Genomic DNA, 15,460 nt, shown 5'->3' with positions numbered 1-15,460 from the left:
CCCCCCCATGGAAACACCCCCCCAAAACACCAATTCTGCCGCAGTATTACTACCCCCCCCCCCCCCCCCCATGGTTCCGTTCATAAAATAGGCGTAAGCTTCGCTGTTATTGCCATCCTCATTACGCTGACCCTTACCGGATGTCCGTCCGATGGCGGTGGCGAAACTGAAACCGTTGTCACTCCAACAGCAAATCCCCCCGCCGGTGCGGTCACTTCCGGTACAACAATCGCCCTTTCCACTACGACGGCGGGGGCAGCCATCTACTTTACTACCGATGGGACTACTCCCACTGAAAGCAGCACGTTATTATATTCAAATCCCATTCCCATAACATCTGCCGTTACTATTAAGGCGATCGCCGTAAAATCAGGAATGAATGCCAGCGGGATATTGACCGCAGCTTATACCATTTTATCTTCACAAACAATAATAGGAACATGGTCTAAGCCGCCGTATACCTTGAACATAACAACATCGGCTTTTATATTTTTTGATGAAACAGAGTCTCCATTAGATCCTGCAAATGGAACATGTTCATTTACTGATAATACGTTCACCTTTTATTATGCCGAAGATGGTGGTTCAAACAAAACGGTGAATTATACCATATCAAATGCCGGCGCCTTAAGTTTCTCCGGTGGCGATGCATATTTACTTGGAGATACTAATCCATGGACAAAAACGATGAATGCTAATCCATTTATAGGAACATGGAACGGCACCAATGAAGGCACTACTGACATAAGTACTCTTTCATTTGAATTTAGCGCTGACTTACAATTTATCCAAAAAGCACCTGATACATGGATACGGGGGATATATGGATATACATCTGCCCAAATTATAACAGATGCAAGTGAAAGATCATTCGATGAAGGCGGTTCTTGGTCTGCTTTTGCTGAAGACCCAATAGCGCAAAGTTATGTTATAGCGGGAACTAAAATGACCTGCGGTGATGGGGCAACCATATCAGAAAAACAAACCCCATAGAAACCCACTGATATAGTAGGCAAAGGTACCCGGCGCCAAAATTTAGTTTACCTAACTAAGTTTGGCGTAATTCCTAGACGCACCGTTTAGCCGACCCCGGCGGACGGGATGAGGGGCATCCCCGGCTTCATGTATATGGAATTCCCCACTGGAGGAGACCCGAAGGGGCTCCGTAAGTGGACTCTACATGCACATGAAGCCGGGTATGCCCCTCACCCCGTCCGTCTTTGCCGCTAAAGCATCAGGCATCGGGGAACCCTTGGAAATCCCCCCTCTTTTTTCATATACTACTACTATGCGTATAGTAATCGTCGGGGCGGGAATGGTGGGTACCCAACTGGCCCGGCATCTCGTCCTGGAAAAGCACGATGTCTCCCTGATTGAGGCAAACGAAGAGCGGGCCCGTCATGCGTCCAACAGACTAGACTGTCTAGTCATCCACGATGGGGGGAACAGCCTTTCCTCCCTGGAAGAAGCGGGGCTTGCCAAGGCGGATGCCCTGGTTTGCGTTACCGACTCCGATGAGGTGAACATGATCACCTGCGGGCTCGCCGCGTCCCGGTATCCCAAGCTTCTCAAGATCGCCCGGGTACGGAACGACGATTATATCAAGCTCAACGCCGGGGAAAACCGGTTCCTGGAGGACCGGGCTATCCTGGGGATAGACTATTTCGTGCACCCCGATGTGGAAGCGGCCCGGTCCGTATTGAACGCGGTTGAACACGGCGCCATGGGGGATATTCTTGTTTTTGCGGACACCCCCTATGAGCTGGGCTCTGTGGAGATCACCGGGGGAAGCGATTTCGACGGCCTGGCCATGAAGGACTTCCGTAATCTGGTAAAAGAGGACAGCCTGGTGACCCTGGTGGAACGCCGGGATGAAACCCTCCTGCCCCGGGGCTCCACGACCCTCCGTATGGGGGACCGGGTCCACATCCTGGCTAAGGAACAGGACCTGGACCATATCTTTAAACTGGCGGGCCGTTCGGAACGGGCTCTGCGAAAAATAGGTATAGTCGGCGGCAGCCGGGTAGGAGCCCTCGTTGTGGAAGGTCTTCTGGGTGAAAAACAGCGGCATAGGGGTTCCCTGCTTTCTTTCTTGAAGACCATGATCCCCCGGTCCGGCCGGCAGGTGACTATCATTGAAAAGGATTACAATCTCTGCAAGGATCTTGCCGCCCGCTACCCGGAGGCGCTGGTCCTCAATGAAGATATTTCCGACGAAAGTTTTATTGCCGAGGAACGGATCGACGACCTGGACCTGATCATAACCGCCACGGAGGATCAGGAACTCAACATGATTGCCGCCCTTTACCTGAAGTCCCGGGGAGTCCACCGGGCAATAGCCATGGTAACCGGCTCCGGGTATGCGGCCATTGCCCGGCAGCTTGGGGTGGATGTGGTGATCCCCATGAAGTCGGTGGTGGTGGACTCCATCTTGTCCCACCTCATGGGTGAAGGGATTACCGCCGTCCACCGCCTGGGCAACGGGGACATCAACGTTTTCGAGATTGAATTGGGTCCCGACACTCCTGCTGCGGAGAAGGGGATCGCCGAGCTAAACCTTTCAGGCGGCGCCCTGGTGATGCTGGTGAACCGCGGGGCCGGCTCTGGAGTTCGCAGTTCCTTTATTCCCCGTGGTGATTATATCTTTAAGAGCGGCGACCGGATCATCCTGATCGCCAAAGACGGCGGTGAAACGGAACTGGAACGGTTTTTCGGTTCCTTCCAGGGGAGATGAGCTGAGTTATGAGGTCCTTCGTTTTACTGCGCATCCTGATAATATTCCTGGGTATGGTGGCGGCGGTCATGCTTATTCCCCTGGCGCTGGCCGTGGTAAACGGCGAGGGAAGCATGGTTTTGGCCATAGGTATTCCTGCGGGAATCGTCATTGCAGCGGCCCTGCCGGCCTTTTTTTCGTTCCGTAAGGATCGCCCACGGTTCAGGCCCCGGGACGGTTTCCTCCTGGTCTTCCTCACCTGGATTTTGATGAGCCTCCTGGGAACCATGCCCTTCTTTTTTTCCGGCCATGGTTTAAGTTTTACCGATGCCTTTTTTGAAAGCGCCTGTGGTTTTGCCACCACCGGGGCCACCACCATTACTAATGTTGAGGCCCTTCCCAAGTCGCTCCTCCTCTGGCGGAGTATGAGCCACTGGATTGGCGGCATGGGGATAGTCCTGCTCACCGTGGCGCTCATGCCCCTGCTGGGGGTCGGCAGCTTCCAGCTTGTCAAAGCGGAGGCCCCCGGGACGGATAAGGAACGGATCACCCCCAGGATCACCGACACCGCCAAGCTTCTCTGGATCTGCTACTGCGTCCTCACCGCAGTACTGGCGATCCTCTTTCGGCTGGGAGGCATGGATTGGCTTGATGCCATCTGCCACAGCTTTACTACCATGGCCTCCGGGGGCATCAGTACTAAAAACGCCGGCCTTTCCTGGTATAACTCGGCTTTTATCGATATCGTATCCATAGTATTTATGCTCCTGGCGGGGCTCAACTTCAACCTCTATTACCGCCTCCTCCGGGGAAAGTTCAAGGACGTTATTAATAATACCGAAGGCCGGGCTTATTTACTCATCTTTATCATTGCCGCCGCCCTGGTAACCATAACCCTGGTTCCGGTCTACGGTTCGGTGGGTTCCGCCCTCCGTTACGGCGCCTTTCAGACCGCATCGGTCCTATCCACTACCGGTTCGGTTATTACCGACTATACCCTCTGGCCCGCCGTTACCCAGGGCATTCTCTTCTGTCTCATGTTTGTCGGCGGATGTTCAGCCTCCACCGCCGGGGGCATCAAGGTGATCCGCCATGTGGTACTCTGGAAACAAACCGGTAACGAACTGCGGCGCATCCTCTATCCCCAGGGGGTATTCGGCATCCAACTAAACAAAAAGGTGGGCCGCAAAGACGTGGTCTACGGGGTAGCGGGGTTCGTCTTCCTCTACGCGGCGGTGGTCGCCTTTACCACCCTGGCAGGCGCCGTTTCCGGCCTGGACATCTTTTCTGCGTTTAGTACCGCTGTGGCGGTGCTTTGCAACATTGGAACCGGGTTCGGCGCCATAGGACCCGGCCGCAATTTCAGCCTGTTCCCGGATTACCTCAAATGGGTTTACTCCTTCGCCATGATCGCCGGACGGCTGGAACTGTGGACCGTACTGGTACTGTTTACACCGGAGTATTGGAGACGGTAGCGGGGAAAAGGGCTGCCCGGAAGTATTCCCGGACAGCCCATAAATATTAACGCAGTGAAGAAATGTCTATTTCGGTCCAGGTGTTGTACAGTACCGTTTTTGCGGAATTTCCTCCGAATTGACCTTGTGAATTTGAGCCCGCGGCCCAAAGTTTGCCATCTTCGGTTACCACCAGGGTATGGTTGTACCCGGCCGCCACATGGGCTACCTTGTCCATAACCATAACAGCCTTATCTTGTATTACGCCTCCGTTTATACCGAGCCGCCTGTCGCTGTTATTTCCCGCAGCCCAGAGGGTTCCGTCATTTCCTAAAATCATGGAATGAGCTTCCCCCAGAGACACAAAGGCTACGTTGGCCAAGGCTTCCCCGGTAGAATCAATAACAGGTTTAAAGGATTGCTGCGTTTGGGTATTTCCCACGCCCAACTGTCCAAGATTATTGTTTCCTACGGCGAAAAGATGGCCGTCATTTTTCAGGAGCATGGTATGATTCAACTTTCCTGTAAAGACCATGGCGTTATCGCTGCCGGCGCCTGTATTCAAGGTCAGTCTTTTTGTTGTGTCGGCAGTAGTACCTGTTCTACCATGCCCGCCATAACCGGCGGCATACAGGGTTCCGTCATTTTTAATAACCATCACATAGCTTTCACCCGCAGATAAGGATCGGATATTATCCCCGATTTTCTCAAAGGTAAGCTGCATTTTGTGGTTGCCATTTCCCAGGGCGCCCAAATACCGGCTGCCCGCCGCCCAATATTCACCGTTATCGGTGAGAATGGCGGTTTGGATTCTGCCGGCAGATACGGCCGCTACCCTGGACAAGCCGCTGGAATGACCATCGCTGGTATACATGGGGCGGATTGGAGTACAAAAAATTCCTCTTTCGGCATTATTCCCTAATTTTCCTGATTCTCCCGTTCCCCAACCTGCAATACTTCCGTCATTTAAAATTGCAAAGGAATGATCCCTACCGGATACGACACTTTTTACTCCGCCGCCGGAGATATCTCCACCCACGGGTCCAAACGTCCATTGCTTAACCAAGGTACCGTTTCCGAGCTCTCCACTACCGTTATCCCCGGAAGAATAGAGATTTCCATCCTTGGTTAACAGGGTAGAAAACTCGTTTCCCGCCGAGATAAGGGGAAAAACCTTTTCCCAGTTGGCATACAACTTTGTTGCTTTTTCATCCTTAGGCATGGTTGAACCTGCCTCAAAATTGTCCCCGGTTCCATCAGGATTGGTATTCCACCCCGCAAAACGGTAACCGACCCGGTACAGATCACCGCGATCCCGTATAGAAACAGTATCGCTGTTACTATTATCGTAACTTTCCGATACCAGAGCGGCGCCCCAGGTGTTACCATTACCATAATAGTAGATCCCCAGTTTGCCGGGGTTATTCGGGTCGGAAGGTTCCGCCGGATGGGAAGGATCTGCAGAATTGGAAGAATTCCCCGAACCCGAAGGGTCCGCCGGGTTAGAATGGTCGGAAGAGGAAGTGGGGGAAGAACATGCCCAAAACCCCATACTCAGGGCACAAAGGATTGGAAAAATCCATTGATGCTTCATAATAACAGTCATATAAACCTCTTGTAAAATCCGGGAAATGATTTTTTTGCAGCCGGATCTTTACACCTAAAAATAGATTTGATATATATTTCAATATTTTTTGTCGAATGGAAAAAACAGATTCTTTGTCAAGCCCTTTAACCGGTGCAGGATGATACAAAAGCCATGTTTACTTGCTATCAACAGGATACTAAAATAGATACCTGATAGGTGTAGAATAAATGTACTAATCCTAACTAAAATAATCAACAATAATCTTTTTCTAATTTTTTCTCAATAAAGTTTATTTGTTTTTTTCTAAAAAATTGTATAATTATTAACAACATACGTAAAAAAACTATACTCTTATAAAAATACTCAGTACTAGCCCCGTATAAGCTCCCGGAACCGCTCCGGCAGGGGCGCTTTAAAAATACTCTGCGCATCCTGTCCCGGCAGTGTTATGGCGAGGGTCCGTGCGTGCAGCATCAGTGTGGCGTGGGAGAAGCGTTTGTACTGCGTTGGGATTACCGGCGCGCCGTAGATGGGGTCTCCCAGGATGGGGTGGCCCAGGTGGCGGAGGTGGACCCGGAGCTGGTGGGTGCGGCCGGTCCGGGGCTGGAGGAGGAGCAGGGAATATGCGCCCCAGGAGCGGATCACCCGGTAGCGGGTTAAAGCGGGTTTGCCCCGGTCCGGGGAAACGGTAAAGCGTTTGCGGTCCCGGCTGTCACGGACTATCCGGGTTTCAATGATCCCCGCTTTTTCCCGGGGGGTTCCCAGAACTATGGCCCCGTAGGTTTTTTTTACGCGCCGTTCTTTGAACTGGTCCGCCAGAAAGGCCAGGGCGGCGTCATCATAGGCGGCGATGATCACCCCGGAGGTATCCTTGTCCAGGCGGTGGACTATGCCCGGGCGAAAACCGGCGCCGTCAAGGCTGCTTCGTTGCAAGCTGCGATGGCGGAAGAGCAGGGCGTTGGCCAGAGTACCGGTGCGGTTCCCTGCGCCGGGATGGACCACCATACCCTGGGCTTTATCGATCACCACAACCCGTTCATCTTCGTATAGTATACAGAGGGGAATATCTTCGGGGATTAGATTTAGAGGCGGCGGTTCCGCCCAGGAAAGTTCCAACAAATCCCCGGGCTTTACAGGACGGGATAGTTTAACCGGCTTTCCGTTTAGCCGCGCACTGAGCAGCTTGGTTTTAAGCTGAGAACGGGTAAGGAGTTTGAGCTTCTCCGCCACGTAGAGGTCGAGCCGGCTTGAGCCGTCCTCCACGGTACAGGAGTAATCGGGCATCAGGGAGTACCGGCAGCGGCCGTATCCGGGGATTGCGCTTTATCATCAATGGGCCAGGGTTTGCGGAGTATGATCGGCTCCCCCTCGGGCAGGAGCCGATCCCGCCGTTCTGCATTTGCCCTCTTATACCGGAAAATCAGATGATCCGCCAGGGCAAGTACCAGGGAACCTGCAATGGCAACGCCAAGGGTTAGTACGTGTTCGTCGGTGCTCATTTCAACGGCGCCGGCGCCTTTTAAGGGCCAGGGCATATACCGGTTGTCCCATTCATGGTTGGAGGCGCGGTAGGTATCCACAGTAAAGTTGCTGAGAAACATCATAAAAGGAAATGATCCGAAGGCAATAATTTCCGCCCGCCGGAGATCCCGGGCCCAGAGGGGGAATTCTGGGGCTTCCGTCGTGGATACCGTTTGCGCCCGAAGCCCCAGGGGCAAGAGGATGATGAAAAGTAATACTATTGAAAGAGCTTTGTGGGAAATCATGGATTCCGCTCTCCGAATATGGCGGTTCCTATTCTGATCAGGGTGGAACCCTCCTCTATGGCAATTTCAAAATCCCCGGACATGCCCATGGAAAGGCAGGACCAGTCATTGGCGGGAAAACGAATAGCCAATGCATCCCGGGCGGAAACCACGGCCTTAAAGGAGGACCGGATTGGGGCTTCTTCCCCCGTAAGGGGGGCCATGGTCATGAGCCCCCGGAGCGCGAGACCCGGAAATTCCAGCGCCTTTTCCGCAGCCCGGAACAGGCTGTCTAAATCGGGGTACCCGGATTTAGAGTCCTCGGCGGTATGATATTCCAACAGGATTATTAAAGGATTTTTTCGGTCCCCCGTCAAGGCTCCAAGGGCGGTGATAAGTTCATCCCGGTCCACGGACTGGACTGCGTCGAAGGGGCCGCCGGCAACGATCTTGGCCTTATTACGCTGGAGGGAACCTATCATGTGGATCTCCGTCCCCGGGTGAGCGGCCTTAAAATCCGGAAATTTTGAAACCGCTTCCTGAACCCGGCTTTCCCCAAACAGGCGAATTCCGGCGTTCCAGGCTTCTTCAATCGACGCTAACCCGTGAAACTTCGACACCCCCATGAGGCGTACATCCTCCGGCTTCCTGCCCGCCCGTACACAGGCCCTGTGTATACGTTCCTGTATAGCTTCAACCGCCTCTGAAATTCCCATACTTACCCTTAATGATCCCCCAAATTTTCCAGCTCCTTGGCCAGGGCCAAAAACTCGTTTATCCTCAGATTTTCAGCCCGTTCATTGGGACGTATACCGGCCTTTTCAAGCAGTTCCGGACTCAGGTCCTGCGCCTTCGCTGCAAAATGCCCCTCTCCATTGAGTATACCGGAATGGAGAAAATTTTGCAGGTTATTTTTAACCGTTTTTCGCCGGGCGGAAAACAGGCCGCGTACCAGGGGTCTAAAGGAAGGGGGATAGGCGGCGGGATCGATATCCGTACGGAGCTCTAAACGGAGACCCTGGGAATCGACCTTGGGAGCGGGGTAAAAGGAAGCGCCCTTGAGGACCATCAGGGGATGTACGGTATAGGCGGAGGCGCAGAGTACCGAAAGGGATGAGTAGTCCGCTGATCCCGGCTGGGCTGCCATGCGCCGGGCAACCTCCCGCTGGACGGTAATCACCATCCGCTTAAAAAAACAGTTTTTCTCGATAAAGTCGGCAAGGAGGGTCGCCGCGATGTTGTAGGGGAGATTCCCCAGGAAATACCCGGCTGTCTCCAAACCGGTGAAGGCTGCGGGCCAGGTCTTGAGCGCATCTCCGGGGATCAGGGTGAAACCGGGATTATCGCCGAAGAATTCCCCCAATGCGGTGATGAAGCCCCGGTCAATCTCAAAGGCGCTGACCAGGGCGCCCCGTTCCAGGAGCCCTGCGGTCATGGCCCCTAAGCCGGGACCCACTTCCCAGACCTTGTCACCGCTCCGGATCTCCAGGGCGTCAAGGAGTTTGCGCCGGGCATCACCGTTTATAAGAAAATTCTGGCCGAATTGTTTACGCATCCCCAGGCCTTTTCCGTCCAGATAAGAACGGAGCGCTTGGGGGGAATCGTAATTAATTGAAGGGGGCAAGGCTTTGTCTCCTTATACTATAGGGACGTCCCGGGAAGATGCAAAGGCCGACAACCAGCAGGGACAGGGAAAGTTCCCGTCCCCAGCCGTTTGCGGCAAGGCCGGGAACCCGGGCGGCCAGGGTGACCATGTGGTCCAAAAGGGAATAGAACAGGGTTAGCCCCATACCAATAATCCCGGTGAGAAAGGGGGAGATGAAGCTGAGGGCCAGGGCAGCCATGGCGCCCACCATAAATACGGTGGTAAGGGGAACTATAACAAGCCCCGCCAGAAGTCCCACCGGCCGGATTATACCGAAACCCGCGGCAACCACCGCAGCGGTGGCCAGGTATGCCCCCAGGGATGCGGCCAGAGGTGAGGCCAGTAATTCCGGCAGCCTTCCCCGGAGAATCCCGTGGAAGAATTCACCCACCGTAAGTATCCCCGCCAGGGCCAGATAGGACAGGATGAAAGAGAGACTGGCGCCGGCGGAAGGCCGGAGGACGATCTGGATCAGGAAGGCCATGGCGAGCAGGGACAAGGGCCGTCGGGGAAGGAAGCCCAGGACTGCCGCCGCCCCAAGGAGATACATGATGGCGGCCCGCTCCAGGGATGGCTGGGCGCCGATGAGGGCTACATAGAGCAGGATAAGAACCGCCCCGGCTATGGACGATAGTTTGAGCCCCAGGGGTTTACGGAGGAAGAAGGCGGTAATGGCCGCCACTATGGCCAGGTGCATCCCCGATAGGGCCAATACGTGGGAACAGCCCGCAAATTGGTACTTCTTTGCAAGTTCGCTATCCAGGTTATCCTTTACCCCCAGCAGTAGCGCGGCGCCCAAGCCGCCCCATATATGGGGTCTTAGCTTATCCAGGATGACCAGCCGTATCCCGGTACGCAGCTGTTCCCAAGCCGGAGCGGGCTTTACAATGTGAACCGCCTTTGCCCGGAACATAGGCGAAGCTCCGTTAAAGCCCCCGGCGAAAGCCCCCTCCACAAGGACCTCGGCGCCCCGGCCGAATTCCCGTAAACGGGGCAGGGCTTCGGGGGGGAAAAAAACCAGGACCCGGCCCCGGGCGGTGGAGCGAAGCCCCCCGGCGCCGGTAACGCCCCGCAGATCCAGGTAGCCCATACCTGCCGCCCTACGGGCGCCTTGGCCGCCGCTTGATTCCCGGGGGTCCTCCCCCATAACGCCGCTGATACCCTGAACCGCTTCCCCGGGCAGCCCCAGCCGCGGCGGGCCCTCCAGGGAGGCAGCGGCGGCAATCCCGAGGATGAGCCCTGCGCTAAGGGCGAGAAGCCGGCGTTGGATTCCAGCCTGAAAGAAAACCCGGCTGAGGGAGACCAAAACGACGAGAAAAATCGATAAGCACAGGATGAAGCGGGCCCGGAATGGGTCCCGGATTACCGGCAAGGTGTAATAGCTTAGGGCAGCTCCCAGGGAGGCCAAAAGGACAGGTGTTAATTTAGTTTTAATAGATCACTCCTGCCCCGTATATGCTCCCCCGGGGTATTTTGCTTTACTTGGCAAGAAAATTATCGTCCTCCGGATTCATACCGAATAGCTCGCCAAGTATGGAATTTTTCAGTTCCTGTTTCAGAGGATCCGCCTCAACGTGGAGCAGGGAGCGGTTGGTTTCATCGTTATACTCCACGGACCGGACGGTACCGCTCATGGTTGAGGCCTTTTTATCGAGCACAAACTGGAGTTTAACCCGCATACCCTTGTTCGCCTTCCCGCCAATGGTTACCGAGCAGCCCGTATCGGAGAGATCCTCCACAATACACTTCAGTCCCGGCACGGTCTCGAGCTTATTGGAGCCCTCCTTGCCGTTAAGAATGTAGAGAAAGGACGATTTATGGGTCTTTAGCCGGACGGATTTTCTTTTTTGGGTCCTTAAAAGGGAATCAGAATGACTTATCTGGATCGCCACGGCGTTATTGGTAAATACCTCATCCAGTACCTCGCAGTCGAACACGTATCCCGCATCCCCTTCCTTCCAGAAATAGATAGAAAGCTTCTGTCCTGTCCAGGAGGGGGAGGTATTTATCTTTGGATTGGCAGGCCGGGTTATAAGGATATATTGATAGCTGTTTCTTATAACCCTGGAATGGTACACCACAGAATTGCTGATCACCCGCAAATTCTGACCTGCCGGGATTCCACGGGAATTGGTGATCCCCTGTATTGTTCCCTCAACTTCGATTTTTTTCCGGTATTCATAGAGCCTTGCCAGGAAATCCTGTTTTGCCGGGTCCCCATCTCCGCTAACCCGCATGGTCCGTGTCAGGGTACGGATACACGCATCCATTTGCGCCGGGGACTGAAAAAGGGCGGTATAATCCCCCATCATGGCTTGGATGGCAATATTCCTGAGAATACTAATCTCCTTAGAAGAAAATCCCGCCGCCTTTCCCTTGGCGTAAAACTGTGTCCGCGATCTTCGTGATCCCTTTTTTGCCTCCTGAGGGCGATGCAGAATAAATCCCAGGATAGCCAAAACCGGAACTATGCCCATTAGTATGTATAAACCCATTTCCCCTTTCCCATGTTTTAATTACAATACACTATACAGGAGCCGGGCAGGCATGTCAAAAGGAGCATAGCATAGCCACATATATTGAATCCTTCATCCTCTATTGGGTCCTCTTCCTCCCCTCCTGGGCCTTTTCTTCCCCCGATGCTGCGGTCTACTCTTTTTCGATAAACCAGGAACTTTCCCGCATTTTTACCTATAACCTCCCCTCCCTGGCCCTTATCTGGTATCTACTCCTCCGTACCGGCCGCCCGTTTTCACCCCCTTCCGATCTCCGCCCCCGCCCCCGGGACCTGGGCACAGTTTTTCTTGCCCTTCCCGGCCTTCTGGCCCTGGGCGCCCTGGTTTCCCTGGCGGGTACGCTTTTTCCGGACCCAGTCTCCGCCCCCGACATCGGCGTTCCCCAGGGGCCGGCAGCCTTTCTGGTTATGATCCTCTCCTGCCTCAGCACCGGCTATCTGGAGGAAAGCTACTTCCGGTTTTACCTGTTCACCCGGTTCAAGCAGGGTGGTGTTAGCCCGGTAAAGGCCATGATCGTTTCAAGCATCCTCTTTGCCCTCTGTCATGTCTACGAAGGCCCCCTGGGCGCCCTGAACGCCCTTCTGGCAGGATTACTGCTTTTCTTTATATTTTCCCGCCGCCGAAGCCTCCATGGCATAGCCTGGGCCCACGGAGCCTACAATATTTTTGTGTATGTCATGGCGGGTATCACAAGCGGATGAATTCTGGTAACATGACTATCGGCTGAATCATCTATGAAAAACTTCAAAGGCAGCTTCGACCTTACCGAAGGAAGCATCGTTAAAAAAATCATCATTGTGGCGGCCCCTATTATGGGAACCCAATTTCTCCAAATGGCCTATAACTTAACCGATATGTTTTGGCTGGGCAGGCTGGGGAGTTTTTCGGTTGCGGCCAGCGGGGCTGCGGGGATGTACATGTGGCTTTCCATGGGCTTTCTCTTTATCGGGCGCATGGGCGCGGAAATAGGCGTTGCCCAAAGCCTTGGCAGGGGGGACAAGAAGGGCGCCATTGATTTTTTGCGGAATGCCCTGTTTATCAATCTATTGTTGGGCGCTTTTTGCGGCGGCGCTTTTATTTTTCTCCCAAAATTACTGACGTCGTTTTTTCCCATTGGAGAGGCCGCAGTATTAGATGATGCGGCGGCGTACCTGCGTATTGTGGGTTTCGGCATCATTCCCGCCTTTGTTTCCGGTGTCCTTAGCGGCACATTTAATGCGGCGGGCAATTCCCGCGTACCCTTCATGATCAACAGTGTGGGTTTAGTCTGCAACGTTGCGCTTGACCCGCTCTGCATATTAACCCTTGGTCTGGGCATACGCGGGGCGGCCTATGCCACCATCTTTGCGCAAAGCCTGGTTTGTGTCCTTATGCTTATCGCCATTAAGCGGTTTAAAACCCGCCCCTTTGAAAACTTCCGTTTCCGTTTCAAGCCGGACAGTAAAAAAATAGCAAGGATACTCAAATGGTCGGTCCCCATCGGCCTTGAAAGTTTGTTTTTCTGTTTTCTTTCGATGTTAAGCCACCGGATAGAGGCACGGTTTGGCCCTGCTGTGTTTGCCGCCGGAAAAATCGGCGTCCAGATAGAATCGCTGTCATGGCTTATCGGAGGCGGTTTTGGTTCCGCGTTGGTCGCCTTTATCGGGCAGAATTACGGCGCGGGAAAAACTGAGCGCATTGCCAAGGCGGTAAAACTTTCCCTTGGGATGATGGCAGTCTGGGGCGCATTGATTGTCGTTTTTTTTCTTACCGCGGGGAAATATGTTTTCTTACTATTTCTGCCCAACCCGGAAATTGCGGAACTGGGTAAACATTACCTTTGGATTTTTGCGGCGGCGCAAATACCCATGAACATTGAAGCAGTTTTGTCGGGAACCTTTAAAGGCAGGGGCAAAACCATCCCGCCTTCGGCGGTGAGCATCGCATCCAATGTGATGAAACCGATTTTGGCGTTAGCGCTCTCCCGAAGCTCCCTCGGCATTTATGGTGTCTGGGCGGGCGTTGCCGCCGGAGACGTGTTACGGGGCGCCTGTCTTTTTATCTGGTATAGGATTGATGGAGGCCGCAGGCCGCCGGGCATTTTGTCAGTCGATTAGCCATTCACCGAGGGTATGGTTTGCGTTGTCAAACACCACGCCTGTCTTAACAAGCCGTTTTCCGCTGGCCGTATAGGGTATTAAATAACCCTTTTCAGTTATCTGTTGCAGGGCTTCCGCCGCTGTGCCGGTCCCGATAAGCTTGAACTCGAATACATAGATCGTATGATCCAGCGTTATCACCATATCGGCGCGGCCGGAGGCACTCTGAACCTCTGCTTGGGCAAATTGGCCTATAAGCCGCACCACAAGGTAAAACAGCGACTGATAGTGGTATTCACTTTGTTTTTGTACCGGTGAAGGTATGCTTGCAAATAATGCCTTAAGCCGGATAAGAAAGCTGTTTACATCGCCATTTTCCAAATCACCAATAAAAAAACCTTTATTATTTGGCGGCGATGGCAGATACAGTAGCAGCAATTCTTCCAGAAAGCCATACTCAACTTCTTCATTTGGAAAACCTAATATATATTTGCCTGTTTTGAGGTTAAACGATTTAATGGTCAGGTAGCCGCTCTGGTATAAAAGCGGTATTGGATTGTCGCCGCTGGCGCGGTACTCGGTAATTGAAGCCGCAGCTATGGTAACATCCTTGGTGTATTCCAGCAGGTTGACATTTTTGTTTTTCATTTCCCTAAGCAGCACGCCGGGTGTCCCGGTCTGGAACCAGTAATAGCCGAAATTTCGCTTTGACAAGGTATTTATGACACTGAAGGGGTTGAATATTCCTTCAGCGCCGGGGCCGACCCAGAAAATAGGGTTTCCCCTCGGTTGCCAGCTTGTAAACATAGGCGGTTTTATCCACATACACATAACCATCGTTGCGGAGACCTTCAAAATCCTGAATGCCGATGGGCATTTTCCGGATAGCCATGGGTAGAGTATAGGCGATATTGGTTGGAAAGAAAAGGTTTCGACCTGCATTTCCACATTGATCACCGCGCCCGATTAGGTGTGGACCTTCACATTGAGGATACCCATCTTATCATCCTCAAACTCTCGTTTTAGGAAGGGGTCAATGATGGTCAGATGGTCGAATTCCGCTTCCGGCAAGTCCAGGGCGGCGGCGAGGAGCGCGGTCAGAACAGCGATGTTCCGCTGGTCCCCAAAAATAAGTTTGAAGATAAAGTCGAATAAGGGTGTGTAGAATCTTTTCGTCATAGAGTACCTCCGCCTTATATAGGCGGCTGGTATCTATTTTGCTTTACTTAGAAGGAAAAATCTGGCGGGCTCTACGGCACTAGGCAAATCCGGTGCCGGGCACATTTTACCTTCCACCCTGAGTCCGCTGCCGCTCGGCACGCCGTTCTGCCGCCGCTTGCGGGGTGCACCATGTATCAAGATCGTACTCAAAGGTACCGCCTTTCCTGTTTTGACGGCCGTTGTAGAAGGCTGCAAAATTACTGTCAAAGGCGCTGCTCATAATGGTGATATTATCACCTAAGGTTATTTTTGCCAGATTCGGGTTTCCGGCAAAAGCCCCATAGGGGATGATAATTTCTTGCCCGTTGCCTTTGATGATGATGCTTTCCAGCCTGTTGTTTTTAAAAATATTCGGTCCCAGAATGACAGAAGACGGTACTATTATGGATTTCAGGCTATTGTTGGCAAAAGCAGAATCGCCGAATTCCTGAATGGTGTATTCATCCCCGGTTTCGTTCAGAACCAATTCAGTCAGTTTATTGTCCTCAAAAGCGCTTGCC

General features: G+C 53.2%; 16 protein-coding genes. 5 read left to right on the top strand and 11 right to left on the bottom strand.

What is annotated here, in order from left to right:
- The 3 genes from LQZ19_RS07520 to LQZ19_RS07510 all read left to right on the top strand — a co-directional run.
- On the top strand, positions 1-993 hold a 993-nt coding region (locus tag LQZ19_RS07520; protein WP_411047055.1), incomplete at its 5' end, for a chitobiase/beta-hexosaminidase C-terminal domain-containing protein.
- 295 nt (positions 994-1,288) lie between these two features.
- The gene (trkA, locus tag LQZ19_RS07515) at positions 1,289-2,734 is read left to right on the top strand and encodes a Trk system potassium transporter TrkA (protein ID WP_411047054.1); all 1,446 of its coding nucleotides are present in this window, start codon (positions 1,289-1,291) and stop codon (positions 2,732-2,734) included.
- Between the two features lie 8 nt (positions 2,735-2,742).
- Positions 2,743-4,188 carry a TrkH family potassium uptake protein gene (locus LQZ19_RS07510; RefSeq protein ID WP_411047053.1) on the top strand — a complete coding sequence of 482 codons (1,446 nt, stop codon included), beginning with the start codon at positions 2,743-2,745 and terminating at the stop codon, positions 4,186-4,188.
- Between the two features lie 46 nt (positions 4,189-4,234).
- On the opposite strand, the gene LQZ19_RS07505 is transcribed toward LQZ19_RS07510, so the two are convergent.
- From LQZ19_RS07505 to LQZ19_RS07475, 7 genes are all read right to left on the bottom strand, one after another.
- A complete protein-coding gene (locus LQZ19_RS07505) occupies positions 4,235-5,773 on the bottom strand; it encodes a hypothetical protein (protein WP_411047052.1) in 1,539 nt (512 codons plus the stop codon).
- A 351-nt stretch (positions 5,774-6,124) separates the two neighbouring features.
- Entirely contained in the window at positions 6,125-7,039 is a 915-nt protein-coding gene (locus tag LQZ19_RS07500) for an RluA family pseudouridine synthase (protein ID WP_411047051.1), read from the bottom strand.
- A complete protein-coding gene (locus tag LQZ19_RS07495; protein WP_411047050.1) occupies positions 7,039-7,521 on the bottom strand; it encodes a hypothetical protein in 483 nt (160 codons plus the stop codon). The genes LQZ19_RS07500 and LQZ19_RS07495 overlap by 1 nt, the downstream gene beginning before the upstream one ends.
- The gene (locus LQZ19_RS07490; protein ID WP_411047049.1) at positions 7,518-8,216 is read right to left on the bottom strand and encodes a YggS family pyridoxal phosphate-dependent enzyme; all 699 of its coding nucleotides are present in this window, start codon (positions 8,214-8,216) and stop codon (positions 7,518-7,520) included. The genes LQZ19_RS07495 and LQZ19_RS07490 overlap by 4 nt, the downstream gene beginning before the upstream one ends.
- 8 nt (positions 8,217-8,224) lie before the next feature.
- The gene (rsmA, locus tag LQZ19_RS07485) at positions 8,225-9,124 is read right to left on the bottom strand and encodes a 16S rRNA (adenine(1518)-N(6)/adenine(1519)-N(6))-dimethyltransferase RsmA (protein ID WP_411047048.1); all 900 of its coding nucleotides are present in this window, start codon (positions 9,122-9,124) and stop codon (positions 8,225-8,227) included.
- Entirely contained in the window at positions 9,108-10,553 is a 1,446-nt protein-coding gene (locus LQZ19_RS07480; RefSeq protein WP_411047047.1) for a ComEC/Rec2 family competence protein, read from the bottom strand. Before LQZ19_RS07480 ends, rsmA begins: the two co-directional genes overlap by 17 nt.
- Positions 10,554-10,623: 70 nt before the next feature.
- Entirely contained in the window at positions 10,624-11,640 is a 1,017-nt protein-coding gene (locus tag LQZ19_RS07475; RefSeq protein ID WP_411047046.1) for a flagellar brake protein, read from the bottom strand.
- A gap of 428 nt (positions 11,641-12,068) precedes the next feature.
- Here LQZ19_RS07475 and LQZ19_RS07470 point away from each other — a divergent pair, with 428 nt between their 5' ends.
- Both LQZ19_RS07470 and LQZ19_RS07465 read left to right on the top strand, forming a co-directional pair.
- Positions 12,069-12,362, top strand: coding sequence for a CPBP family intramembrane glutamic endopeptidase (locus LQZ19_RS07470; RefSeq protein ID WP_411047045.1), 294 nt, complete (start codon positions 12,069-12,071; stop codon positions 12,360-12,362).
- Between the two features lie 33 nt (positions 12,363-12,395).
- Complete coding sequence (locus tag LQZ19_RS07465; RefSeq protein ID WP_411047044.1) at positions 12,396-13,757, top strand: MATE family efflux transporter; 1,362 nt, start codon at positions 12,396-12,398, stop codon at positions 13,755-13,757.
- On the opposite strand, the gene LQZ19_RS07460 is transcribed toward LQZ19_RS07465, so the two are convergent.
- The 4 genes from LQZ19_RS07460 to LQZ19_RS07445 all read right to left on the bottom strand — a co-directional run.
- Positions 13,746-14,453 (bottom strand): PD-(D/E)XK nuclease domain-containing protein, encoded by a 708-nt coding sequence (locus LQZ19_RS07460; protein WP_411047043.1) that lies wholly within the window; start codon positions 14,451-14,453, stop codon positions 13,746-13,748. The two genes, LQZ19_RS07465 and LQZ19_RS07460, sit on opposite strands and share 12 nt — an antisense overlap.
- A 34-nt stretch (positions 14,454-14,487) precedes the next feature.
- Positions 14,488-14,631 (bottom strand): AAA family ATPase, encoded by a 144-nt coding sequence (locus tag LQZ19_RS07455; protein WP_411047042.1) that lies wholly within the window; start codon positions 14,629-14,631, stop codon positions 14,488-14,490.
- 74 nt (positions 14,632-14,705) lie between these two features.
- Positions 14,706-14,918: a PD-(D/E)XK nuclease family transposase gene (locus tag LQZ19_RS07450; protein WP_411047041.1), complete on the bottom strand. Its 213-nt coding sequence runs from the start codon at positions 14,916-14,918 to the stop codon at positions 14,706-14,708.
- 106 nt (positions 14,919-15,024) lie between these two features.
- Positions 15,025-15,460, bottom strand: a 436-nt coding sequence (locus LQZ19_RS07445; protein WP_411047040.1) for a leucine-rich repeat protein, incomplete at its 5' end; no start/stop codon positions are given.

The organism is Treponema primitia, from assembly GCF_046533075.1.
Lineage (GTDB): Bacteria > Spirochaetota > Spirochaetia > Treponematales > Breznakiellaceae > Termitinema > Termitinema primitia_B.
This window is presented reverse-complemented; position numbering and strand designations above follow the sequence as displayed.

Bases quoted from the DNA above. Each gene is read 5' to 3' on its own strand.
- trkA (WP_411047054.1), top strand. From the start codon at position 1,289: ATGCGTATAGTAATCGTCGGGGCGGGAATGGTGGGTACCCAACTGGCC.
- LQZ19_RS07510 (WP_411047053.1), top strand. From the start codon at position 2,743: ATGAGGTCCTTCGTTTTACTGCGCATCCTGATAATATTCCTGGGTATG.
- LQZ19_RS07505 (WP_411047052.1), bottom strand. From the start codon at position 5,773: ATGACTGTTATTATGAAGCATCAATGGATTTTTCCAATCCTTTGTGCC.
- LQZ19_RS07500 (WP_411047051.1), bottom strand. From the start codon at position 7,039: ATGCCCGATTACTCCTGTACCGTGGAGGACGGCTCAAGCCGGCTCGAC.
- LQZ19_RS07495 (WP_411047050.1), bottom strand. From the start codon at position 7,521: ATGATTTCCCACAAAGCTCTTTCAATAGTATTACTTTTCATCATCCTC.
- LQZ19_RS07490 (WP_411047049.1), bottom strand. From the start codon at position 8,216: ATGGGAATTTCAGAGGCGGTTGAAGCTATACAGGAACGTATACACAGG.
- LQZ19_RS07475 (WP_411047046.1), bottom strand. From the start codon at position 11,640: ATGGGTTTATACATACTAATGGGCATAGTTCCGGTTTTGGCTATCCTG.
- LQZ19_RS07470 (WP_411047045.1), top strand. From the start codon at position 12,069: ATGATCCTCTCCTGCCTCAGCACCGGCTATCTGGAGGAAAGCTACTTC.
- LQZ19_RS07465 (WP_411047044.1), top strand. From the start codon at position 12,396: ATGAAAAACTTCAAAGGCAGCTTCGACCTTACCGAAGGAAGCATCGTT.
- LQZ19_RS07455 (WP_411047042.1), bottom strand. From the start codon at position 14,631: ATGGCTATCCGGAAAATGCCCATCGGCATTCAGGATTTTGAAGGTCTC.
- LQZ19_RS07450 (WP_411047041.1), bottom strand. From the start codon at position 14,918: ATGACGAAAAGATTCTACACACCCTTATTCGACTTTATCTTCAAACTT.